Raw genomic sequence first — 24,548 nt, forward strand, 5'->3', positions numbered from 1 at the left:
ACCGAATGCGGTGAACCTTTTTTATATTTCTCTTCTCTATAGAATACTTAATGAAGTGTATTTTGTATAAATTAACAAATGTTATACTGGAACTATTATCTATTTTTGTTAGTGCAGAAGAAATTCTAATGGTAGAATGTATATGGCAACAATTAGTAATAAAGGAGTACGAATCATGTCGGAAATGGCAAGGCCCTTACTTATTAATATTTCAATGCTCTTTTCAGTTTTATTTCTCTGGAATATGGTCATGCCATTTACAAGAGCAAGCTCGATTAACCTGAAAGAGAAAATAATTTATGGAGTGATCAGTTCCTTGATGGCTCTGCTTTGTATGCTCTTTCCGTTAGAAAAATTCGGAGATACAGTATTTGATTTGAGAGTTGTTCCTCTTATTCTTGTAACATTATATGGTGGCAAACTGCCTGGTCTCATTTGCATGATCACCATTTCTGTAACACGAACTTGGATGGGGGGAGAAAATGCTTGGGTTGGAGTACTTATTGCGATTGTTGGGTTTCTCATTGCAATTGGATTTATGAACTACTTTCAAAGATCAATCCGAAAGTGGAAAGGGATTATTTTCACAGGAATTCTATTTATCATTTCGTATATTGCCATCATTCTTATTTTCTTAGAACCGTTAAAAACCTATTTTTATCCGATCTATTTCACGTCATTTGCAATCGCCTATTTCATTATTTTCTATTTAACTGAACGACTTGTATTAATAAATATTCAACTTCAAGAAACAGTTTATCTTGAGAAACTATCAGTTGCGGGAAAAATGGCTGCTGCTATCGCTCATGAAATACGGAATCCGCTTACGACTGTTAAAGGTCTTCTGCAGTTTATTTCAGCTGATACAGCGGACACCAAAGTTCAAAATTATGCCCCATTGATGCTTGAAGAAATCGAGCGGACGAATAAAATCATTACAGATTATTTGATGCTGATCAAACCTTCAAAAAGTGACTGTGAACAAGTAGATTTGAATAAAATTGTCAGAGATACAGTTGCATTAACGGAAGTATTAGCCTCGTATTACGCGGTTAAGATTCAATATGATGAAAAAGGCGAATTTCATATATGGGGTAATCCCCAAGAATTAAAACAATGTTTAATAAACGTTATAAAAAATGCAATTGAATCAATTGAAGGAGAAGGAATGATTCATGTTGCTTTGCAATACGGAACAAAAAGAGGTACGGTAGATATCGTTATTCGTGATAATGGAGCCGGGATGAGCAAGGAAGAGCTTGAAAAGATCGGTCTACCATTTTATACAACAAAATCGAAAGGAACTGGCTTAGGTACAATGATCACGAACCGGCTAATTCGAAATATTGGTGGAAGAGTGAATTACACAAGTATACTAGGCGAAGGAACGACGGTTACAATAACACTACCAATCACAAAGCAATAGGGGGATAATAATGACGTTCGATCGAAGAAAAAGCATTTTAGAAGCAGCAGAAAAATCTTTTTCCATGTTTGGTTATAAAGCAACGACAATGGATCAAGTCGCTAAAATTGCGAATGTAGGAAAAGGAACCATATATACCTTTTTCAAAAATAAAGAAGAGCTATTCAATGAAATTGTAAGAGGTATGGTGTTGGAGTTGAAGGGGCTTGCTCAAGATTCCATTCATAGAGAGGAGTCCTTTTTTGTCAATCTCCATCGTGCTCTTTATAGTGTGCTAGAACATCGGAAGGAGCACAAATTAGCTATAAAGCTATCTCAAGAAGTGCGTGAAATTGGAACGCCTGCAGCAATGGACGCCCTTGATCTTGTTGAGAAAGCCATTCTTTCTTTTCTGGAACAAGAAATCGAGAGAGGTATTTCTGATGGTGAAGTGAAGAAGTGTGATCCTTCACTTACAGCATTTCTTATGTTTAAAATGTATATTGCACTCATTTTTGACTGGGAAAAAACTCATTCTTCATTTACGAAAGAAGAAATTGCAAATCACCTGGAATTTTATATGATGAGCGGGATTAAATTGAAGTAGCAGTATCCAAAGAAAGTGGACTACTGCTATTGCTATTCTAATGAAACGGTGTTATATTACTTTTTGTAGCAAAAAATGACCATAATTAAAAATTGGTCAATCGAGGCTTTTATATAAAAAGAAAAATGCTTTTTTTTGATTTAAAATGACCAATTGAGAAATTTGGTCAAATAGACAGGAGGACAAAAATGAAAAAATCATCTCGGCTATTTCGGTCAGAATGGTCGTCATTGTTAAAAAATAAAAAAATCTTAATCCCCGTTATCGCGGTGTTGTTTATTCCAGTAATGTATAGTGGAATGTTTTTGTGGGCATTCTGGGATCCTTATGAAAATTTAGATCAAATTCCCGTAGCTGTTGTAAATAGTGACAGTGGGGCAGATTTCGAAGGGGAACATCTTGAAATCGGTAATGAATTAGTAGATAAACTGAAAGATGAACCGGAGTTCAAGTGGGATTTCGTAGATGAAGAAGAAGCAAACAAAGGGCTTGAAGATCAAACTTATTATATGAAAATCCAAATTCCCGAGAACTTCTCTCAGAAATCGACAACTGTTCTTGATGAACACCCGGATAAACTAAACCTTGAATATGTTCCCAATGAAAGCTTTAACTTTCTAGCTGGGCAGATCGGTGGAACGGCTGTTAGTGAAATTAAATCTCAAATTGCTGAGAACATCACTGAAAATTACAGTGAGCTTGTCTTTGATAAGTTCAGTGAAATAGCTGATGGTTTATCGGAAGCAACAGATGGTGCAGGTGAGCTTGCTGATGGCTCTTCCGAATTGAAAGACGGTACACAGCAGTTGAAAGACAACTTAGCCTCTCTCAATGAAGGGTCAATTGAGTTAACCAACGGCATTAGTAGTGCAGAAAACGGGTCCATTGATCTTGCAAATGGCATTAGTAAGGTAAATAAAGGTACAACCGATTTATTAAACGGTTTAAAAGAAAAACAACCAGAAGTTAGTGAGCTAGCTGATGGAGCTTCAAGAGTAAGTAATGGGCTTGGAGAACTTAGTACTAAAATGGGTGAATTTAAAGTTGGCCAAGAAGAACTTCTATCTGGTGTTAAAGAAAGCCGCGCTGGAACGAAGCAGTTAATGGCTGGATTAGATCAATCTGTTGCAGAATTAGAAAATAGTTCATTACCAGAAGTTGATACAGAAGGATTAAAACAGTCACTAACGAGTGGAGTAACGAATGCAACTGCGGTACCTAAAGAACTGCAAGGCGTAATTGAATCAATTCAAGCAAGTGATCAATATACGGATGAGCAGAAGCAGGCGCTAATTAGCCAGCTTCAACCGATTGCTGAGAAATCTGGTTCAGCGGCGAAGTCAGTTGGAGAAGTAGCAACGACATTTGCTAACGCTTCAGATAAACTTTCAGGTGTATCTTCTAAGATGAATGCTCTATTAGAAGGACAAAGGAAACTTGCTCAAGGTGCTAGTGGTCTTTATGAAGGACAAGGAAAACTAGAAGATGGACTCAGTGATCTTGGTGATGGCATTAATCAAGCAGAGTCTGGAATTGCTCAGCTTCAAGAAGGAGCAATGCGGGTTGCAGATGGTAACGATACTGTAGCGACTGGTTGGAACAGCATGATTGATAATGTTGGCACAATTAACTCAGGAATGAATAGACTATCAAGTGGTTCACAAGAGCTTGTGAGTGGACTATCAGAACTAGAAGGTGGTTCGTCTGATTTATCATCCGGTGCAGGTCAATTAGCGGATGGATCTAAAGATCTTGACAGCGGGGCACAGAAACTCACAGATGGTACAACAGAGCTTCGTGATAAACTTGGCGAAGCGGCTGAGGAAACTTCTAATACAAATGCTGATGATGAAACGTACAATATGTTTGCTGATCCAGTAAATGTAGATACAGAAGCCGTCTCATCTGTACCAAACTATGGAACAGGTTTTGCGCCATACTTCCTTTCACTTGGTCTATTTGTAGGAGCGCTACTTATGTCCATTGTGTTCCCACTTCGTGATCCGGCTGGAAGCCCACGTACAGCAATTGGATGGTTTATGAGCAAATATGGCATTCTACTATCTGTTGGAGTGATTCAGGCGCTTGTGTCGGATGCGCTTCTATTATACGGATTGCAAATAGAAGTACAGAGTATTCCATTATTCCTACTCTTCTCTATTGTATCCAGTCTCGCTTATATGGCGTTGATTCAGTTCTTTGTAACAACGTTAGGAGATCCAGGGCGATTTGTAGCGATCATTGTTTTGATTTTACAATTAACAACAAGTGCAGGAACATTCCCGCTTGAGTTAATTCCAGAAGGACTACAAATCTTTAACACATGGTTGCCAATGACGTATACAGTTTCTGGTTTGAAAGCCGTCATTTCAAGTGGTGATTTTGACTTCATGTGGCAAAATGTATATGTTCTCTTAGGATTTATTGCGATCTTTGCTATTGGAACCATTACCTTCTTCTTTGTAGAATTGAAAAAGCGTAAAAAGCATGGCTTGGAACCAGCTATGAATGAATAATGAAACAAGGAGGCTGTCTCTATCATTTGATAGAGACGGCCTCTTTTCTTTTGATAAATGAATGGAAAAACGATACAGTAATAGTAAGAAAGTTGTGATGAAGCGCCATTGAGGGTTTCATATTAGGTTATGGAAGGGTAAGTATTATGAAGTTATGGATTTTTCGGGAGGCAGGAGAGGCGATAGAATGATTACTTTCGAGCATATTAGTAAGAAATTTGCTGATGGTACTGAAGCACTAAAGGATATTAATTTACATATTGAAAAGGGCGAGTTATTAACGCTCATTGGGCCAAGCGGCTGTGGAAAAACGACTACTATGAAGATGATTAATCGATTAATAGAGCCAAGTGGTGGACAAATTTATATTGATGGAAAACCAATATCGGATCAGGACCCGGTTGAACTAAGAAGAAGCATTGGATATGTCATTCAACAAATTGGACTTTTGCCACATATGACAATTGCTGAAAATATTGCCTTAATTCCCAAACTGAAAAAATGGGACAAAGATAAAATAGATAAGCGCGTCGATGAAATGCTTAATCTTGTAGGGTTAGAACCTTCTATTTTTCGGTCTCGCTATCCACTAGAATTGAGTGGCGGTCAACAGCAAAGAGTTGGTGTCATTCGTGCACTTGCAGCAGAACCACCAATTATTTTGATGGACGAGCCATTTAGCGCATTAGATCCTATTAGTCGAGAACAGCTTCAGGACGAGCTTGTAAAGCTACAGAAAGAAATTCAGAAAACAATTGTTTTCGTTACGCACGACATGGATGAAGCTATGAAAATCGCCGATCGTATTGCCATTATGAAAGATGGCGAAATACTTCAGCTAGATACGCCGGATCGCTTGCTACGCCACCCTAAGAATGAATTTGTCCGCAATTTCATAGGTGATGAACGAATGGCTAAAGGGCAAGCTCCAACAGCTGTCGATTTAATGATTAGAAAAGTAGCAACTGTGAAAAAAAGTAGAGGTCTTGCAGAAGCATTCCGTCTAATGAAATCAGAGCGAGTCGATAGCCTGGTTGTAACAGGGCCAGAGCAGGAATATATCGGTGTCGTTACACTAGAACAAGTTCAAAACCATTATGGTGATGATGGGAAACGAATTGTGGATGTGATTGAAGTGATCGAGTCCATTAATGAGAGCACGCTCTACCCTGAAATAGCGAAACGATTTGCTGAAAATCAGCCGATCAGTATCCCTGTAGTTGAAGATAATAAGCTTACAGGATTAGTTACAAGAAGTAGTATGATGCGAGGGTTAGCAGGACTTGAACAATATGATCAAAGAGAGGAGGGAAGCCTGAATGAATGACGAGAATTTTTTCATTCTATTTATTGAGACGATGCAGAATCGTTGGGATGATATACTAGTAGCACTTCAGGAGCACCTTTTCCTTTCGTTCATCTCTATTGTGATTGCGATATTAATATCTGTTCCACTTGGTATTTTTATTTCACGGAGAAAGAAGCTAGCGGAGCCATTCATTGCGGTTGCAGCTATCTTTCAAACAGTACCAAGTTTAGCCCTGTTCGGGTTTCTTATTCCATTTCTAGGGATTGGAAACATAACTGCTATTATTGCTTTAACGGTTTACGCGCTTCTTCCAATCCTCAGAAATACGTACACTGGCATCACTTCCGTAGATCAATCTTCTATTGAAGCTGGAAGAGGGATGGGTATGACGAATATGCAAATTTTGATGAAGATTGAAGTGCCTCTTTCTCTACCGGTTATTATGGCTGGTGTCAGAACAGCTACTGTCCTAACAATCGGAGTTGCAACTCTCGCTACTTTTGTAGGTGCAGGAGGACTTGGCGATATTATATATCGTGGTCTTACCTCGAATAAAGATGAGCTCGTATTAGCTGGTGCACTTCCTGCAACTATTCTGGCTCTTGGGTTTGATTTAATTCTAAAATTATTAGAAAATGCGGCAACTCCTAAAGGAGTTAAAGCAAAAAAATAAAGGGAGAGATTCGTTTGAAGAGAATTACCTTACTTTTACTAGGAGTTGTCATGGTTCTTGCTGCATGTGGAGGAGATAGCGGAAGTGAAGAAAGTGATCCGATCGTTATTTCCGGTAAGCCCTGGACTGAGCAATATATCTTACCACACCTTCTTGCGGAGTACATAAAGGCTAACAGTGATTATGAAGTAGAGGTTGATGCAGGTGTTGGTGAAGTAAATATTCTACAACAGGCGCTTATCGATGGTGATATTGATATGTACGTGGAATATACAGGTACAGGTCTTGAAGCGGTACTTAAAGAAAGTGCTGAATCAGATGAGTCAGCTGATGAGATTTTTAAACGTGTGAAAAAAGGATACAAAGATGAATATAATCTTGTTTGGCTTGAACCACTTGGATTTGAGAATGGCTACACGCTTGCTATGACTCAAGAAACAAATAAAGAGGTAAATGCAAAAACGTTCTCGGACATTATCCCAGCTTCAGATGATATGGTATTTGGTGGACCACACACGTTCTACGAAAGAGAAGATGGTTACGATGCCCTAGTAGAAGCTTATGGTTTTAATTTCAAAGACGAAGTGAGTCTTGATCCGAATATCATGTACGATGCTTTAAATGAAGGTGAAGTCGATGTGATTCCTGCCTTTACAACTGATGGACGAATTGCTCGTTTTGATCTTGCAACAACTGAAGACGATAAGCAATTTTTCCCACCATATTATGCTGCGCCAATTGTTCGACAGGAAGTTCTTGATTCACATCCTGATCTTGAGAAGATTGTGAACGAATTTGCTGGAAGTATTTCAGAAGAAGAAATGTCTGAAATGAATGCAAAAGTGGATATGGATGGAGAAGAGCCTGAGGATGTTGCAATGGAATTCCTGAAAGAAAAAGGATTGATTGATTAATAAAAAAAGCGAGATGAGGAATTCCTCATCTCGCTTTTTCATTTATGTTATTCAGCTGGTTTTAAATCTTCAATCGATTCAGCTTCAACGTATGATGGAACAACAAGTCCTGTTTTCGCACCTTCAAGGTTTACTCCAAGACGGTCCATGTTGTCACCATATTCATCTAGAAGGTCAGCGTGTGTAATTGGAAGCCATCCAGCTACCATTGCGTCAGCATCACCTTCAGAAACAGCGATGAACATAGAAGCTGCATCAAGTTGAGTTAATTTAACCTCATAGCCTACGCTCTCAAGAACTTTAGCTACTACGTTCGTACTTGCGATTTCAGAATCCCATGCTACATATGCAAGTGAGATTTCTTCACCGTCTACTTCATCAGCACCTTTAGTCCATTCTTCTACCATGTCGGAATGTTCGTCTACCCAGTTTTGTGCTGCTTCTTCAGGCTTAGCACCTTCCTGTACTTCGACCATAACATCGCCCATGTCTTCTGGAGTCCAGTTGAACTGATCAAGAATTGTATGAGCAGAAGGCTGATCTTCTTTTAACCCCATACGTGCAAAAGTTTCGATGTTTTCTTCTTCTCCATAAAGACCTTGTGGATCTTCAAGGTATTTAAGGTCGTATTTCGCGAACATCCAATGTGGTGTCCAACCAGTAACGATAATCGGTTCTTCATCATCAATTGCTTTACCAAGTTCTGCAGCCATAGCAGCTGAAGAGGACTCGATTAATTCCCAACCCTTAAGGCTATCGTACTCTTCAAGTGCAGATGTCGTAGCTTTCATAATACCAGCGCCTGGTTCAATTCCTACGATTTCGTAATCTACTGCTTCTCCAACGTTAGTACCGCCTTCGCTGGAACCTTCACTGCTATCTCCGCCATTGTTACCGCCACAAGCAGCAAGAATCAATGTGAGTGACAAAAATAGTGCAAGTCCTGTTAACCCTTTTTTAAAGTTAAACATGTAATTCCCCCTTAATTTTTTGTTTTACCTATATTTTGAGAAATCCGGTCAAGCATAATCGCTAGAATAACAATTGCAAGACCAGCTTCAAAACCAATACCAACTTTGATCTGCGTTACAGCACGATATACGTCTGCTCCGAGACCTGGTGCACCTACTAGAGATGCAATAACGACCATTGATAGTGAAAGCATGATGCTTTGGTTAATTCCTGCCATGATCGTTGGAGTAGCAAGTGGGAGTTGTATTTTAAACAACTTTTGTTTTGTTGTAGATCCAAATGCATTAGATGCTTCGATTAAATCTTCAGGCACCTGACGAATGCCGAGATTTGTAAGACGAATCGTAGGAGGCATTGCAAAGATAACAGAAGCTATGATTCCGGGTACCATACCAATCCCAAAGAATAGAATAGCTGGGATGAGATATACGAATGCAGGCATTGTCTGCATGAAATCCAATATCGGTGTGATAATTCCTCTTACACGGTCACTTTGTGATGCCCAGATCCCAAGTGGTACACCGAGAATAATCGATATGATGACCGAAGTTAAAACAAGTGCTAGCGTTTGAATAGTTGGGTCCCAATAACCGAGATTATCGATTAACAGAAGTCCAAGTAACGTGAATACAGCTATTGGCCAGCGACTAGACCACCATGCCAGAATCGTAAAGATTGCAATGAGAACAAGAGCTGGCGGGAAACCTAGTATGGAAACGATCCCTTCTACGAACCAATCAATCCCAGATGTAATACTATCGAAAACTGGTTCAAGGTTATCGGTTAACGTATCAACAATACTATCAACCCAGTCAGCTAGTGGTATTTTAGGAAAAAGTTGCATTTAGTTCACCTCGCCTTTCGTGGATTCAGTTTCGTGGCCTGCGAGTGCCCCGATAACTGCTCCTCTTACAATGATGCCTTGAAATTTATCGGCTTCATCGACAACGGGGAGAGGAAGGGATGAGTCTGCCATTTTCACAAACATATCCGTTAGTAAAGTCTCTGGTGATACAGTAGGAAGGTCTGTAATCAAAATGTCATTTATATCTTTCTTTTCTTCAATAGCTTTTGCCGTAGCATCTGCTGTAATAGCGCCTAACAGCTTTTTCTTTTTATCAACAATATAAATACTGGATAATTTTTGTTCTCTCATAAGCTCCAGTGCAACACGTGGCCCACGATCAGCTCGTAGCGTTTCAGCACGTTTCATTACGTGTGAAGCTGTTAACACTTTTGAAAGATCCACATCTTCAACGAATCGTTCAACGTAGTCATTTGCAGGATTTGTCATGATTTCTTCTGGAGAACCAATTTGAACGATAGAACCGTCTTTCATTAATGCAATGCGATCTCCAATGCGAAGTGCTTCATCGAGGTCATGTGTAATAAAGACGATCGTTTTTTCCATTGATTCTTGAAGTTCAAGGAGCTCATCTTGCATGTCTTTACGAATAAGCGGATCTAGTGCACTAAATGCTTCATCCATTAATAGTACATCTGGATCGTTCGCAAGAGCACGAGCAAGACCAACACGCTGCTGCATACCACCACTTAATTCAGAAGGAAAACTATTTTCATATCCTTTCAAACCAACAAGTTCAAGTGATTCTTGCGCTTTTTTTGCTCGGTTTTCTTTGCCAATACTTTGTACCTCTAGTCCATATTCCGTGTTTTCAAGAACAGTACGATGTGGAAAAAGAGCAAAGCGTTGGAATACCATACTAAGCTTCTTTCTTCTCACTTCACGAAGCTGTTCAGGTTTCATCCTGACGATATCTTCATCATCAATGAGAACCTGACCTGAAGTTGGTTCAATTAATCGATTGAGTAGACGAACAAGCGTAGATTTACCACTACCTGATAGCCCCATGATGACAAAGATTTCACCGGGATATACATCGAAGCTTGCTCGATTTACACCCACAGTATTTCCAGTTTCTTTAAGTATTTCACTTTTTGATTTGCCCTGATCTAATAGCTTTATAGCTTGTTTGGGCGATTTGCCAAATACTTTTGTTACGTCTTTTACAGTAATTTTGGCTTTTTCCATAGTTTCACCTCTGCCTTTATTAATAAATTTCAACGGTTAAAGTTACAAAAATCACTGAAATATGTCGAAATTTACGATAATCAGTCATTTACTAGTCTTTTTTTACCGACCTATTAAGTATAGAGCGTAGGTACTTAATACTACAAACGTCGTGAGAGCTCAAAATCAGTTAATTCAGTACATACAGAAAAAACTGTACAAACTAAACAGGTAAATGCTTAAGTATCGTCAAGGATGCTAGTATATGCTACAAGGTTCACGTGTAAACTTTACAATAAGCGAGGTTAACACTAAACTATGAAATGACAAACGATTGGAAAAGTAGGTGCATAGTTTGCGAGATAATAGAGTAGAGAATGCGAGAGAACGTGTTATTGAATCCATCTCTAAAAATATGGATATATATAGCGTCACGCCTTCTGTGGGGCGACTATACGGAGCAATGTTCTTTGAGAAAGAGCCAATGACTCTTGATGAAATGAAGGATAAACTTCAAATGAGTAAGACAAGTATGTCTACCGGAGTAAGAACTTTAATCGACTTAAATATGGTTGATAAGGTATGGAGAAAGGGCGAGCGTAAAGATCTTTACGAGGTGAAGTCAGATTGGTATCAAACCTTTACAGATTTCTTTTGTATTCACTGGCGTAAAGGAATTGAAATGAATAGAGATGCTTGTAGAGAATCCATTTCTGAACTTATGGACGTACTGGAGAATGATATTTCTAACGAAGAAAAAATGACGGCAGAAGCAGATTTAGATAAAATGTCTTATGCGTTGGGATACTATGAGTGGTTGAATAAGGTAGTGGATTTATTTGAATCTAGAAAGATATTTGATGTTATTGATAATGAAGAAGAGTAGAGGGAATTAGCAAGATATTGCTTCATGAAAATTTTGAATACGTTCTACATAATAACAAAACGTGCAGGGTTTTCCCTGCACGTTTTGTTATAGGATTTTACTTAAGAAAGCTTTCGTCCGTTCGTTTTGAGGATTTGAGAACAGTTCATTTGGAACATTTTCTTCAACGATATATCCCCCGTCCATGAAAATCACACGATCGCCTACTTCACGAGCAAACCCCATTTCATGTGTGACAACAACCATCGTCATACCTTCTTTGGCAAGGTCTTTCATGACTTCTAGAACTTCACCAATCATTTCAGGGTCAAGTGCAGAGGTTGGTTCATCGAAAAGCATAACTTTTGGCTCCATAGCAAGAGCCCTTGCTATAGCGACACGCTGCTTTTGCCCCCCTGATAGTTCCCCTGGATAATTATTGGCTTTATCTTCAAGGCCAACTTTTGCGAGAAGCTCCTTCGCCTTTTGGGCTGAGTTTTGTTTGTTATCCCCTTTGACTTTAATTGGGGCTAATGTCACATTTTCAAGCACGGTTTTATGCGGGAAAAGGTTAAAATGTTGAAAAACCATTCCAACATCCTGTCGAACTTTGTTGATATTCGTCTTAGGGTCAGCTATGTTGTGGCCGTTTACGATCACACTACCACCAGTTATTTCTTCTAATTTATTTAAACACCGAAGAAAGGTACTTTTACCTGAGCCAGAAGGACCAACGACGCATACAACCTCTTTTTCTTTTACGTCTGTATTAATATTCTTAAGTACTTCTAAATCTCCGAACGATTTCTTTAGATCTTTTACTTGGATGATGCTCATTGTTGCTCCTATCTCCTCTCGTTCTACATTCTTCCTTCGTTTGGAAGGGTTTGCCGATAAATTCTATTATACCAATCCTTGATTCATTTATAAAAGAACTTGTCCTTATTGAGGGGAAACTAGGGATTGTTAGCTGTTGTACTATAACCAGCATTCTTTTATAATAGCTAGTGAAAACGTTTGCGCAAATTAAGAAATTATCTTTTTCTAGGAGGATGCAGCATGGCACAGCAGTGGTGGAAGGAAAGCGTCGTTTATCAAATATATCCTCGAAGTTTTAATGATAGCAACGGTGATGGCATTGGAGATATTAAGGGAATTACGGAAAAGCTCGATTATTTAAAAGAGTTAGGAATAGATGTCGTTTGGCTCTCACCAGTGTATCAGTCACCGAATGATGATAATGGATATGATATAAGTGATTATCGAAACATTATGGATGAGTTCGGTACGATAGAAGATTGGAATGAGATGTTAGAAGAGATGCACAATAGAGGGATTCGTCTAGTTATGGATCTCGTTGTTAATCATTCTTCTGATGAGCACAAATGGTTTTCTGAAGCGAGGAAATCGAAGGATAATCCATATCGTGATTACTATATATGGCGAGAAGGAAAAGGGGATCAGCCTCCTAACAATTGGGGCTCCTTTTTCGGTGGGTCTGCATGGCAGTACGATGAGGAGAGTCAGGAATATTTTCTTCATCTATTTTCAAAAAAGCAGCCTGATTTAAATTGGGAAAATGAAAAATTGAGAGAAGAAGTCTATGATCTGATGAAATTCTGGCTAGATAAAGGGGTGGATGGATTCAGAATGGATGTCATTAATTTGATTTCCAAAACCCCTGGTTTACCAGATGCCGAAGTAACAGCAGATTCTCCTTATCAATGGGGAGGAGAGCATTTTGTAAATGGACCTAAATTTATTGATTATATGAATGAAATGAATGAAAAGGTTCTGAAGAAATTCAATGCTATGACTGTTGGTGAAATGCCAATGGCGACACCTGAGGATGGAAAAAGGTACACAAATGAAGACACCGGTATTGTAAACATGCTCTTTCAATTCGAACATATGGATGTGACGAGTGGACCTGGTGGGAAGTGGGATCAGCAGCCATGGAAACTCACTGATTTAAAGCGGATTATTTCAAAATGGCAAACTGAGCTACACGGAAATGGGTGGAACAGTCTTTACATGGAGAATCACGATCAACCTCGCTCAGTTTCCGTATTCGGTGATGACCAGGAATATCGAGTAACATCAGCAAAAATGCTTGCAGCCTGGCTTCATTTTCTTCAAGGTACGCCTTATATTTATCAAGGTCAGGAGCTTGGTATGACGAATGTCTACTTCAATTCAATTGAAGAATATGAAGATATAGAAACGCTTAATATGTATACAGAAGAAGTTATTGAAAAAGGAGAAACACCAGAGAAAGTTTTAGAGGCGATCCATAAAAAAGGTCGTGATAATGCGCGAACCCCTATGCAGTGGACTGAAGAGGAGAACGCTGGATTTACGACGGGTAATCCGTGGCTAAAAGTAAACGACAATTATCATGAGGTTAATGCGAGAAAGGCTTTAAGTAATGAAGATTCTACTTTTTACTTTTATAAGAATTTGATTCGACTTCGAAAAGAACTTCCAGTCATGATCCATGGTGATTATCAGCTGCATTTAGAAGAAGATGAGAATTTGTACGTGTATACAAGAAGCTATAATGGTAGAAGCTTACTTCTTGCAGCAAACTTCTCAAAAGAAACATGTGAGATGAAGCTGCCTCACACCCTAAGTGGTGGAGAGTTACTGGTTCATAATTACGAGGAAGTAAGTCATCTCTTGCAGAATGAGTCGATTATGAGACCGTATGAAGTGAAAGCATATTTACTATAGGAAGAAACGTGGGCATTCGCTCACGTATTCTTTTGTACAAGCTATCATAGGCTTATTTAGTTATCATTTTATTGGTTTTAAAAGGATTGAATTCTCTGTTTCGAGGGAAGCTAATTTTGGGAAAAAGAATTTACATGAAAAGTGATCGGTTTCCTTTTTCTTTTTGATTAAGTCATGTATAATAACAAATGTACATTTGTTCATGAGTGTGTTTACTAAATTTCAATATAAAAAAAGGAGTGTATACATATGACAACGACTCAAATGGATTCACTTGCTGTTAACACGATTCGTACGCTTGCAATCGATGCGGTTGAGAAAGCGAACTCGGGACACCCTGGGATGCCGATGGGTGCTGCACCAATGGCTTATACGCTATGGAGCCAATTTTTAAATCACAATCCTTCTAATCCAGAATGGTTTAACCGTGATCGCTTTGTTCTATCTGCAGGACATGGTTCTGCTCTTCTATACAGCATGCTACATTTATTTGGTTATGATGTTTCAATGGAAGACTTAAAATCATTCCGTCAATGGGGAAGCAATACACCAGGACACCCGGAATTTGGTGAGACACCTGGAGTTGACGCAACGACTGGTCCACTTGGACAGGGACTTGCTATGGCAACTGGTATGGCGATGGCTGAGCGTCACTTAGCAGCAACATATAACCGTGACGACTTCAATGTTGTGGATCATTACACATATAGCATCTGTGGTGATGGTGACTTAATGGAAGGTGTATCTTCAGAATCAGCTTCTCTAGCTGCTCACTTGAAATTAGGTCGTCTTATAGTAATGTATGATTCTAATGATATTTCTCTTGATGGTGATCTTGATCAGTCCTTCTCAGAGAACGTACAACAGCGTTATGAAGCATATGGCTGGCAAGTTATCCGTGTTGAAGATGGTAATGACATGGATACAATTGCAGACGCTCTTAAACAAGCGAAAAGCAATACTGAGCAACCAACACTAATTGAAGTGAAAACTACAATTGGTTATGGTTCACCAAACAAAGGCGGCAAAAATACTTCTCACGGTGCTCCTCTTGGTAAAGATGAAATTGCACTTGTAAAAGAGAACTATAAGTGGACGTTTGACGAAGACTTCTTTATTCCTGAAGAAGTGAAAGGTCAGTTTGCTGAACTTAAAGAAGCTGGCAGTAAGAAAGAACAGGAATGGAATGAATTGTTTGCACGCTATGAAGAACAATATCCTGAGCTTGCGAAGCAATTAACTGCTGCTCTAAATAATGAACTTCCTGAAGGATGGGATAGTGAAGTTCCTACTTATGAAAGAGGAACAAGTACAGCATCTCGTGCGGCATCTGGTGAAGTTCTAAACGCACTTGCTAAAAACAATGCGCAAATCTTCGGTGGATCAGCTGACCTTGCATCTTCTAACAAAACAATGTTAAAAGATGAGCAGGACTTTTCACCAGCGGATTATAGCGGACGCAACATCTGGTTCGGAGTACGTGAATTCGGCATGGCTGCGGCGATGAACGGAATCGCGCTTCATAAAGGTCTTCGCATCTTTGGAGCAACGTTCTTCGTATTCTCTGACTATCTTCGCCCTGCACTTCGTCTATCTGCATTGATGGGAGTACCGGTAACATACGTATTCACTCATGATAGCGTAGCGGTAGGAGAAGATGGTCCAACTCACGAACCTGTTGAGCAACTAGCTTCACTTCGAGCAATGCCAGGTCTTTCAGTTATTCGTCCTGCAGACGGTAACGAAACGGCTGCTGCTTGGAAGCTATCCGTTGAAGAAACAAATCACCCAACTGCTCTAGTGCTTTCTCGTCAGAATCTTCCAGTTGTGACAGATTCACATGATCAAGCATACGAAGGTGTTAAGCGTGGAGCTTACGTTGTAGCTGGTGGAGAAGACGCTGAAGCGATTCTTCTTGCATCTGGTTCTGAAGTAGGTCTAGCTGTTGAAGCTCAAGAACTATTAGCAAAAGAAGGTATTTCTGCATCAGTTGTCAGCATGCCAAGCTGGGATCGCTTTGATAAGCAGTCTGCTGATTATAAGCAAAGTGTACTACCTGACAATGTAACAGCACGTCTTGGTATCGAGATGGGCGTATCATTTGGCTGGGATAAGTATGTTGGCCAAAAAGGTGATATCCTTGCAATTGATCGCTTTGGAGCTTCTGCACCTGGCGATACGGTAATCAAAGAGTTTGGGTTCACGCCTGAAAATGTTGTAACTAAAGTTAAGACAATGCTCTCTAAATAATACAATAGGTTTTAGTTGAGAGTGAGAGGCTTTCAGAAGGCGAAAATGGTCTTTCTGAAAGCCTTTTTCTTACCAAAAGATAACCAATTTTGAATACACAGGTGTTGCTATGGAAAAGGATAAACTTACAAAGGTAGTAGAGGCCGCACGCTTATACTACCAATTAGACTATAGTCAACAGGAAATCGCTAAGAGACTTGAGGTTTCAAGGCCAACTGTTTCCCGTTTATTAAAGCAAGCGAAAAGAGAAGGAATTGTTGAAATCAAGATTCATGATCCTTCACAGGATGTGCATTTGCTTGCTACCGATCTTGCAGAAGCTTATGGACTTTTAGATGCCAGAGTCGCAATTGTTCCAGAATTTGAAGATCAACTTGTAAAAAAACATATCGGTAAAATTGCAGCTGATTATTTAAATGCAACTATTCAAGATAATGATTTAATAGGAGTTTCCTGGGGAACAACTCTGAATGAAATCGGTAAGAATCTTCGTCATCAATTACTTAAAAACGTTTCAGTTGTACAATTAAACGGAGGAATTAGCTATTCCGAAACTAACACATACGCTTACGAAGTCATTCAAATGATTGGTCGTGCCTTTCATGCTACAAGTCACTTCTTGCCTGTTCCGGCTATTGTAGATCACCTTCTTGTAAAGCAAACAATGGAAGAGGATAGGCACATTCGGCGTGTGCTTGATATGGGCCGAAATGCGAATATCGCTCTTTATAGTGTTGGAATTCCAACAAATGACTCTGTTATTGTTCAAGCTGATTATGTGTCAGAACAAGAGCTTGAAGCGATTCATTCAAAATCTGTAGGAGAAATTTGTTCACGCTTCTTTGATGAAAAGGGAATGCTTATTCATGAGGAGTTAAATGAACGAACAATCGGAATTGATCTTGAAGATCTTTCAAGGAAAGAGAAAGCAATATTAGCTGCAGGCGGTCCGAAGAAAGTTGAAGCGATTTACGGGGCGTTGCAAGGTGGCTACGCAAATGTTTTGGTAACGGATCATTATACGGCTCGTGCCTTATTAGAGAAAAAACAGGGGAGGTAAAAAGCATGAAAATCACTGTTTTAGGACCATGGGGGGGATACCCTAAGGCTGGAGAAGCGAGTGCAGGATATCTCATTCAGAGTGAAGGGTACAACCTGTTAATTGACTGTGGAAGCGGAGTTCTATCTCAACTCCAACATCATCTATCTGTAGAAGAGCTTGATAGTGTAATCATTAGTCATTATCATCCTGACCACATTGCAGATACAGGTGTTCTTTACCACGGTCGCTTAATTCAATCAAAAATTAAATCTGAGCTTCCTGTGTTGCCAATCTATGGTCATCCATATGATGAAGCTGGATTTAATAGCTTGGATCATAAGCCTTATACAGAAGCAAGGGAATATAGAGAAGAAGATATTTTGGAACTTGGTCCTTTCTCTATTACTTTTCAAAAAACAAAGCACCCAGTTATTTGTTACGCAATAAGGGTAACAGATGGAGAGCATAGCATGGTGTTTACTGCAGATTCTAGCTATATAAAAGAATTTGAAACGTTTTCTGCTGGAGCTGACCTACTCATTTCCGAATGTAATCTATACAGTGATATGGATGGCTCTCAGATGGGACACATGAATAGTACGGATGCTGCTAAAATTGCAAAAGAAGCGGATGTATCTACACTGATGCTGACACATCTTCCGCACTTTGGTGATTTATCAGAACTTGAGAAGGATGCTAAACAACATTTCGATGGTGAAGTGATGCTTGCATCTACGGGGCTCGTGTGGAATTCAGAAAAATAGTTATAGTGAAAAACCAGAACGATATTGCCGTTCTGGTTTTTTAATGGGAAGTATGCAGCGGGCAGGGTCTCGATCGCTTCAGGCCTTCATCCGAACACAAAAACCGTGTTCAAATGAAGGCCCTCCAGCGCTTGTCGAGGCTAAACGGGCGCTTCCGCTTTTCATGTCTAGCTGCAGCCTCCAGACACTTGGTCACTTCACCCTATAACTCGAACACAAAGAGCGTGTTCAAGTTATAGGGCTCCAGTGCCTGCCGTGTCTAAACGGAGGCTTCCGCTTTTCTTTATTCCCCTAATGTTGAGTCTAGTTTTCCGTTCATGTCCATTAGGAAGCCGATTTCTCGGCCGAGTAGTCTGGCTAGTTCTTTGGATTTTTTTTCGCCTTCGGATTTGATTTGTTCAATGGTTAGGCTTGAGTTTAGGTTTGATGCCCCTACGATGACAGGGATTTCACCTTTTTCGTAATAAACGATTTTCATATTGCTCCTCCTCATAGTACGTTTGTTTACAATATTCGTAGAGCGAGAGCGGGGAAAGGGTAGTGTAGGTGGGGTTTTTCGTTCTTTTGTCAGGGTGTCATAAGTATCAGGTTTTGATTCCTTACTGATATTTCATTAGAATAGAAGAAGAATAAACAGGAGGTAAGGCTATGCTTTATATAGATAATGAAAACATCATGGATGCGGGGCTTAATCTGGCAATAGAGGAATACATTTTGAAGGAGCTTGATCCTGAGGAAACGTACTTGTTGTTTTACTCGATGAATCCGACAGTGATTGTAGGAAAAAACCAGAATACGATTGAGCAGATTGATACGAGTTATATACGCGAAAATAACGTGGATGTGATCCGTCGTCTTTCTGGTGGTGGAGCCGTCTATAACGATCAAGGTAATTTAAGCTTTAGTATTATTACAAAGGATGATGGAAACAGCTTTCATAACTATAAGAAATTTACGGATCCGGTTGTGAGGGCTCTTGGTAAGCTCGGTGTCGACGCAGAGCTAAGTGGACGAAATGATTTGCTCGTGAATGGCAAGAAAATTTCAGGCAATGCTCAGTTTTCGACAAAAGGTAGAATGTATAGTCATGGTACGCTTATGTTTAATGTCAACTTAGAGAATGTCGTAAAAGCACTTAAAGTAAACAAAGAAAAAATCGAGTCGAAAGGGATTAAATCAATTCGAAGTCGTGTTACGAATATTAGTGAGCATATGGATCAGGAGATGACGCGAGAAGAGTTTAAACAAACGCTACTTCAGTATATTTTCGAAGAGAAAGAGGAGATCCCATCTTATAATCTGAAGGAAAAGGATTGGGAGGCGATTCACAAAATTGCTGAAGAGCGCTATAAAAGCTGGGATTGGAATTATGGTCGTTCACCGAAGTTTAATGTTCAGCATTCCAAACGCTTTCCGATTGGTTCGATTGATGTTCGACTTGAAGTTAAAAAAGGATACATCGAACAGGCTACCATTTTTGGAGATTTCTTTGGTGTTGGTGATGTAAAAGAACTTGAAAACAAATTAGTTGGTGTTCGTTATGAACCTGGTTCATTGGAAGAAGCACTTCAAAATTTAGATGTTTCTCATTATTTTGGGAAAATAACAAAAGAAGAGTTTATCGATCTTCTTTATTAAATGAAAGAAGCTGGGAGGCCAGCTTCTTAATTTTTTTATTTCATGTGAGATTGGCTTTCTAACTAGCTTACTAAAACGAGGGAGAATTGCTTTTTAACACGATTATCACTAAAAGATACTTTTGCTGTTTTGATTTAAATTATGAACTTTGCTCTGTTCCCCTTGCTACTGAAATTTTCTTCCAATATAATATATTTAGAAAATTAAAAATGAATGATTACTCATTCACATAGGAGGAGAGCGAATGAATTTATCTCAGCAATTAACAGAGACAGCTGCCACTTATCCTGAGAAACAGGCATACATTTATCAAGATAATGCTGTATCTTACAAAGAGTTTGAGCATAAGGTTTCTATGTTTGCTGCGAATTTATCGGCAGAAGGAGTAAAGAAAGACGATCATATAGCCCTTATTTTAGGAAACTCGCCGGAATTTCTAATTAGTTATTACGGTGCATTAAGAGCGGGTGCAGTCATCATTCCAATCAATCCTATCTATACCCCTGATGAAATCGGCTATCTCCTTCATAATGGAGATGTGAAAGCAATCGTGACGTTAGAGCAGGCACTACCTCTCGTTGAAAAAATGGCCGACCAACTTTATGGTGTAGGTCTAGTTGTTTATACAGGAGAGGGAACAGAAAGTAGAATGATTTCAAACATCAAATTGAAAACGTTTACAAATATGATTGAAGATCAAGGTAGGTCACTACCGGAAATAACCATTAATGAAGATGATCTTGCTGTTATTCTTTATACATCCGGTACTACCGGAAAACCAAAAGGTGCAATGCTTACCCATAGGAATATATTTAGCAATGCATCAGATACAGGATCATATCTCCAAATCTCCTCACAGGATGTGGTGATTACAGCCCTTCCGATGTTTCATGTATTCTGCATGACTGTTTCAATGAATGCACCGCTTATATCAGGCGGAACCATTGTCATCCTTCCTAAGTTCAGTCCTCAAGAAGTTTTTCGTGTTGCTGAGAAATACAAAGCAACAATTTTCGCAGGTGTACCAACAATGTATAATTTCCTCTATCAATATCCTGAAGGCCGTGCTGAATATTTTCAACATATGCGTATTTGTATTTCTGGAGGGTCTTCCTTGCCTGTCGCCCTTCTTCACCGTTTTGAAGAAAAGTTTAACGTCCGCATTTCTGAGGGATATGGGTTATCAGAAGCGGCTCCCGTTACGTGCTTCAATCCATTAGACCGACCTAGGAAAGCTGGTTCAATTGGTCGTAACATTACTAATGTCGAAAACAAAGTAGTTGATGAACTTGGGCAAGAGCTTTCGGTAGGGATGGTTGGTGAACTGGCAGTTAAGGGACCTAATGTGATGAAGGGGTATTATAAAATGCCGGAGGATACAGCCGTTACCCTTAAAGAAGGTTGGCTCTTTACAGGCGATTTAGCAAGAATGGATGAAGAGGGATACTTCTATATAGTGGATCGCAAAAAAGATATGGTAATCGTCGGAGGTTATAACGTTTATCCAAGAGAAGTAGAGGAGGTTCTTTACAAGCACCCAGAAATTGTAGAGGCTGCAGTTGTCGGGATACCTGATCCGAATTTTGGGGAAGCAGTGCAGGCTTTTGTTGTAACGAAGCAAAAGATTTCAGAAGAAGAAGTTATGAGCTTTTGCAAAGAACATTTAGCGAAATATAAGTGTCCCACGACAATCGAATTCATTGAAGAACTTCCGAAAAACACGACTGGGAAAATTCTGAGAAAAGCTCTTAGAAAACAAATGAACGTCTAAACCAAAAAGCTGATCCTAGTGGGATCAGCTTTTTATTATGAATAATCAGAAAACGATTGATATTTGTATGACAATAAAATATAATGACGTTAAATAAACGTTATATAGGTGGTGTGTGGAATAGTGGTAACTTCAGAACATCAAATGGCTCAGTTTATGGATCGTATTGATAATGGAGAAAAGATTGAAGCGGATGATTGGATGCCAGATGATTATCGAGAAGCCTTGATTAGGTTAATTTCAATGCATGGAATTAGTGAAATCATGGGGGCGTTACCAGAGAAAGAATGGGTTCCTAAAGCCCCTACCCTTTATAGAAAGCTTGCGATTATGGCTAAAGTACAGGATGAAATGGGGCATGGACAGTTACTGCTCCGTGTAGCTGAGGATTTAATGGAACCACTAGGAAAAGGTCGCGATGACATTATGCAGGACCTTTTTTCTGGAAGGTTGAAATTCCATAATGTTTTTCATATGGAGGCACCGACTTGGGGAGATGCTGGAGTGATTGCTTGGTTAGTAGATGGAGCGGCAATTATTTCGCAAACGATGATGTTAGGAACTTCTTATGGACCGTATGGCCGTGCTCTGAAACGCATCTGTGCGGAAGAGGTGTTTCATGCTCAGCATGGGGAAAGCATCATTATGGCTCTAGCGGAAGGAACAAAGGAGCAGCGTACCTTATTACAAGATTCTATTAATAATTGGTGGCCATCTCTTCTCATGTTTTTTGGACCGAAATCAAAAGCGGATACTGGTCACACGAATCAGGATAAGAATATGCGCTATAAGCTCCGAACGAAAACAAATGAACAGCTGAGACAGGAATTTCTTACGAAGTATGTTCCAAGAGTTTGGGCCTTGGGCTTAACCATACCAGATGAGACGTTAACGTATGATGAAGCAACTGCTGAATGGACGTATCAGCAGCCGGATTGGCAAGAATTTAAGCAAATTGTTAGTGGAAATGGACCTAAATCGAAAGAGCGATTAGCACTTCGCGTGCGTTCGTATGAGATGAATAGCTGGGTAAGAGATGCACTCGGTTCAAGCGTAAAAACGAATTTAGTGAGGTGATAGGGTGTGAGTGAAGAAAATAATCAGTTTTATGAAGTTTATGAGGTTTTTAGTAAGAAGACGGATACCGCATCACTACAGCATCAGTTTAGTCTTCTTGCACCTAATCGTGAGCTCGCCTTTATTATGGCGAAAGAAAATTTTTTTAGGAGAGAGCAGGCAGCTGATATTTGGGTAGTGAAACGTGATCATATTAAACGGATGAGTCAAGAGGAACGAGAGGCAATGAAGCATCTGGAGAAGAATTATCGTGAGACTAAGGGATACGGCTATTTAAGGAAAAAGTGGCGTCAGTATGAGCAAGAACAGCTCACTGAAAAAGACATTATGGGAGGAGGCGAGGGGTAATGAAGTCTGTGGAATATCAACAATGCTTAATTGAACTAATCTATCAATTAGCAGATGATGACTTTATTCTAGCTTATCGGGGTTCAGAATGGCTCGGCCTCGCTCCTCATATCGAAGAAGATGTGGCGTTTGCATCGATTAGCCAGGATTTAATGGGGCATGCAGCACTTTATTATTCATTGTTAGAAGAGCTTGGTGAAGGCGAGACTGATGTTTTAACACATCAACGATCAAATGAGCATTTTCGTAATTCTGTGCTTGTGGAGTTACCGAATGGAACGGGGACCTATTTAGAAAATCCATCGTATGATTGGGCTTTTACTGTTGTCCGAAATTACTTTTATACTCTCGCAAAAAAAATCCGGCTTGATTCTATTAAACAAGAATCCTATGAGCCTCTTCAACACATTGTTCAAAAAATCTCTATTGAAATGAGCTACCATATGATGCACTGGGAAGTGTGGTATGAACAGCTAATGAATAGCACTTCTGAAGCGAGAATCAGAATGGAGAAGGCGATCAGCATCGTACTTGAAGATCTAAGTGGCGTTTTTTCATACGGTCGTTTAGGAGATCAAATGGTGCGCCTCTCGCTTATTGAAGGCGAGGAAATTCTTAAGCAACGTTTTATCGAATACTTAAATAAAAAAGAGTCTACTTTTACAATGGGCATGAAGCAAGGAGATGGACGAAACGGGATTCATACAACGCATTTAATGACAGCATTGCTTACTCTTTCAGAAGTCTATCAATCTGTGCCTGCAGCTGAGTGGTAAGGAGGGGGACAACATAGAATGTTTCTTAAAGAAAGAGTCATGGAGGTTCTTGAAACTGTAAAGGATCCTGAAATTCCAGTTGTAAGCGTTGTTGATCTTGGGATAATACACGAAGTTCACACCTCCAATCACCGAGTGACAATTGAAGCTATGCCGACATTCTCTGGCTGCCCTGCCCTAGATATGATCAAAAGGAATATTGAGTTGGCTGTAGAAAGTATTCCTGAAGTGGATTTTGTAACTGTCACTTTCATTCGGTATCCGATCTGGACAACGGACCTTGTTTCTACAAAAGGAAGAGAAGCGTTGAAAAAGTTTGGCATTGCTCCCCCAGAAGAACACGATGGGAAGGAATGGAGAGTACCCTGTCCTTATTGTGAATCAGTTTATACAACGATGGACAATATTTTTGGGCCAGCTGCTTGTCGAAGTATATTGTATTGCAGGTCGTGTAAGAATCCATTTGAAGCGATGAAGCCTGTGTCGATTTAATTAAAATGAGAGAGGTTGATGAAGAATGGTCAAATTAATCGCATTGTACAAACAACCGGAAAATGCTCAAAAGTTCGATGAACACTACTTTAATACACATGCTCCGATTACATCAAAAATTCCCGGTCTTAAAAAAATGGAAGTAACTAAAATAGTTGGTTCACCAATGGGGAAAAGTGACTACTATCTTATGTGTGAAATGTATTATGAAGATCACGAAGCGATGAAAGCTGGCATGAAGTCGCAAGAAGGAAAAGCCTCAGGGAAAGATTTGATGGGGTTTGCGGGAGATCTTGTCACACTAATGGTTGGCGAAGAAGTTGGAGAGACAGCAGATACAAAGTAGAAGAGGCGGTGTTAATAA

23 protein-coding genes are annotated in these 24,548 nt (G+C 39.6%); 18 read left to right on the forward strand and 5 right to left on the reverse strand.

The annotated features are described in order from the left end of the window. The first annotated feature begins 175 nt into the window (after positions 1–175). The 6 genes from AC0VYJ_RS03430 (at position 176) to AC0VYJ_RS03455 (ending at position 7,424) form a co-directional block, all read left to right on the forward strand. On the forward strand, positions 176–1,426 hold the full coding sequence (locus tag AC0VYJ_RS03430) for an ATP-binding protein (protein WP_475366524.1): 1,251 nt from the start codon (positions 176–178) through the stop codon (positions 1,424–1,426). Between the two features lie 10 nt (positions 1,427–1,436). Continuing rightward, entirely contained in the window at positions 1,437–2,012 is a 576-nt protein-coding gene (locus AC0VYJ_RS03435; RefSeq protein WP_194219981.1) for a TetR/AcrR family transcriptional regulator, read from the forward strand. Positions 2,013–2,200: 188 nt separating this feature from the next. Then, complete coding sequence (locus AC0VYJ_RS03440) at positions 2,201–4,528, forward strand: YhgE/Pip family protein (RefSeq protein ID WP_475366525.1); 2,328 nt, start codon at positions 2,201–2,203, stop codon at positions 4,526–4,528. 187 nt (positions 4,529–4,715) lie between these two features. After that, on the forward strand, positions 4,716–5,855 hold the full coding sequence (locus AC0VYJ_RS03445; protein WP_475366526.1) for an ABC transporter ATP-binding protein: 1,140 nt from the start codon (positions 4,716–4,718) through the stop codon (positions 5,853–5,855). Then, positions 5,848–6,510: an ABC transporter permease gene (locus AC0VYJ_RS03450; RefSeq protein ID WP_194219978.1), complete on the forward strand. Its 663-nt coding sequence runs from the start codon at positions 5,848–5,850 to the stop codon at positions 6,508–6,510. Before AC0VYJ_RS03445 ends, AC0VYJ_RS03450 begins: the two co-directional genes overlap by 8 nt. Before the next feature lie 14 nt (positions 6,511–6,524). Further along, complete coding sequence (locus tag AC0VYJ_RS03455; protein ID WP_475366527.1) at positions 6,525–7,424, forward strand: glycine betaine ABC transporter substrate-binding protein; 900 nt, start codon at positions 6,525–6,527, stop codon at positions 7,422–7,424. A gap of 47 nt (positions 7,425–7,471) precedes the next feature. Here the strand turns inward: AC0VYJ_RS03455 and AC0VYJ_RS03460 are convergent, their stop codons facing one another. From AC0VYJ_RS03460 to AC0VYJ_RS03470, 3 genes are read right to left on the reverse strand one after another with little or no spacing between them, the layout of a single operon-like run. Then, positions 7,472–8,395 carry a glycine betaine ABC transporter substrate-binding protein gene (locus tag AC0VYJ_RS03460; RefSeq protein ID WP_475366528.1) on the reverse strand — a complete coding sequence of 308 codons (924 nt, stop codon included), beginning with the start codon at positions 8,393–8,395 and terminating at the stop codon, positions 7,472–7,474. A gap of 11 nt (positions 8,396–8,406) precedes the next feature. Then, the gene (gene choW / locus AC0VYJ_RS03465; protein WP_194220255.1) at positions 8,407–9,240 is read right to left on the reverse strand and encodes a choline ABC transporter permease subunit; all 834 of its coding nucleotides are present in this window, start codon (positions 9,238–9,240) and stop codon (positions 8,407–8,409) included. Beyond that, positions 9,241–10,449, reverse strand: coding sequence for a quaternary amine ABC transporter ATP-binding protein (locus AC0VYJ_RS03470; RefSeq protein WP_475366529.1), 1,209 nt, complete (start codon positions 10,447–10,449; stop codon positions 9,241–9,243). A gap of 334 nt (positions 10,450–10,783) precedes the next feature. On the opposite strand from AC0VYJ_RS03470, the gene AC0VYJ_RS03475 reads away from it, so the two are divergent. Continuing rightward, the gene (locus tag AC0VYJ_RS03475) at positions 10,784–11,314 is read left to right on the forward strand and encodes a GbsR/MarR family transcriptional regulator (RefSeq protein WP_430246878.1); all 531 of its coding nucleotides are present in this window, start codon (positions 10,784–10,786) and stop codon (positions 11,312–11,314) included. Positions 11,315–11,401: 87 nt separating this feature from the next. Here AC0VYJ_RS03475 and AC0VYJ_RS03480 read toward each other — a convergent pair whose 3' ends face one another. Further along, positions 11,402–12,130 (reverse strand): amino acid ABC transporter ATP-binding protein, encoded by a 729-nt coding sequence (locus tag AC0VYJ_RS03480; RefSeq protein ID WP_475366530.1) that lies wholly within the window; start codon positions 12,128–12,130, stop codon positions 11,402–11,404. Positions 12,131–12,352: 222 nt separating this feature from the next. Between AC0VYJ_RS03480 and AC0VYJ_RS03485 the strand changes: the two genes are divergently transcribed. The 4 genes from AC0VYJ_RS03485 (at position 12,353) to AC0VYJ_RS03500 (ending at position 18,082) form a co-directional block, all read left to right on the forward strand. After that, positions 12,353–14,026, forward strand: coding sequence for an alpha-glucosidase (locus AC0VYJ_RS03485; protein ID WP_475366531.1), 1,674 nt, complete (start codon positions 12,353–12,355; stop codon positions 14,024–14,026). A gap of 249 nt (positions 14,027–14,275) precedes the next feature. Next, on the forward strand, positions 14,276–16,276 hold the full coding sequence (gene tkt / locus AC0VYJ_RS03490; protein ID WP_430246876.1) for a transketolase: 2,001 nt from the start codon (positions 14,276–14,278) through the stop codon (positions 16,274–16,276). A gap of 109 nt (positions 16,277–16,385) precedes the next feature. Next, positions 16,386–17,336 (forward strand): sugar-binding transcriptional regulator, encoded by a 951-nt coding sequence (locus AC0VYJ_RS03495; protein ID WP_430246875.1) that lies wholly within the window; start codon positions 16,386–16,388, stop codon positions 17,334–17,336. Positions 17,337–17,341: 5 nt separating this feature from the next. After that, complete coding sequence (locus tag AC0VYJ_RS03500; RefSeq protein WP_475366532.1) at positions 17,342–18,082, forward strand: MBL fold metallo-hydrolase; 741 nt, start codon at positions 17,342–17,344, stop codon at positions 18,080–18,082. Between the two features lie 283 nt (positions 18,083–18,365). Here AC0VYJ_RS03500 and AC0VYJ_RS03505 read toward each other — a convergent pair whose 3' ends face one another. Next, positions 18,366–18,560: a hypothetical protein gene (locus AC0VYJ_RS03505; protein WP_048313175.1), complete on the reverse strand. Its 195-nt coding sequence runs from the start codon at positions 18,558–18,560 to the stop codon at positions 18,366–18,368. A gap of 170 nt (positions 18,561–18,730) precedes the next feature. Between AC0VYJ_RS03505 and AC0VYJ_RS03510 the strand changes: the two genes are divergently transcribed. From AC0VYJ_RS03510 to AC0VYJ_RS03540, 7 genes are all read left to right on the forward strand, one after another. Continuing rightward, positions 18,731–19,720: a lipoate--protein ligase gene (locus AC0VYJ_RS03510; RefSeq protein WP_475366533.1), complete on the forward strand. Its 990-nt coding sequence runs from the start codon at positions 18,731–18,733 to the stop codon at positions 19,718–19,720. A 244-nt stretch (positions 19,721–19,964) separates the two neighbouring features. Beyond that, positions 19,965–21,491, forward strand: coding sequence for a fatty acid--CoA ligase family protein (locus tag AC0VYJ_RS03515; protein WP_475366534.1), 1,527 nt, complete (start codon positions 19,965–19,967; stop codon positions 21,489–21,491). A gap of 144 nt (positions 21,492–21,635) precedes the next feature. Then, positions 21,636–22,568, forward strand: a complete 933-nt coding sequence (paaA, locus tag AC0VYJ_RS03520; RefSeq protein WP_475367448.1) for a 1,2-phenylacetyl-CoA epoxidase subunit PaaA — start codon at positions 21,636–21,638, stop codon at positions 22,566–22,568. Positions 22,569–22,574: 6 nt separating this feature from the next. Then, a complete protein-coding gene (gene paaB / locus AC0VYJ_RS03525) occupies positions 22,575–22,916 on the forward strand; it encodes a 1,2-phenylacetyl-CoA epoxidase subunit PaaB (protein ID WP_303533085.1) in 342 nt (113 codons plus the stop codon). Continuing rightward, positions 22,916–23,692 carry a 1,2-phenylacetyl-CoA epoxidase subunit PaaC gene (gene paaC / locus AC0VYJ_RS03530; RefSeq protein WP_475366535.1) on the forward strand — a complete coding sequence of 259 codons (777 nt, stop codon included), beginning with the start codon at positions 22,916–22,918 and terminating at the stop codon, positions 23,690–23,692. The genes paaB and paaC overlap by 1 nt, the downstream gene beginning before the upstream one ends. An 18-nt stretch (positions 23,693–23,710) precedes the next feature. Continuing rightward, positions 23,711–24,184 (forward strand): 1,2-phenylacetyl-CoA epoxidase subunit PaaD, encoded by a 474-nt coding sequence (paaD, locus tag AC0VYJ_RS03535; protein WP_194220244.1) that lies wholly within the window; start codon positions 23,711–23,713, stop codon positions 24,182–24,184. Between the two features lie 25 nt (positions 24,185–24,209). Then, positions 24,210–24,530, forward strand: a complete 321-nt coding sequence (locus AC0VYJ_RS03540) for an EthD family reductase (protein WP_194220243.1) — start codon at positions 24,210–24,212, stop codon at positions 24,528–24,530. Positions 24,531–24,548: the final 18 nt, after the last annotated feature.

The sequence above is a fragment of the Anaerobacillus sp. 63XJN7_5_ISO-PGPR-S23-430 genome (assembly GCF_056173695.1).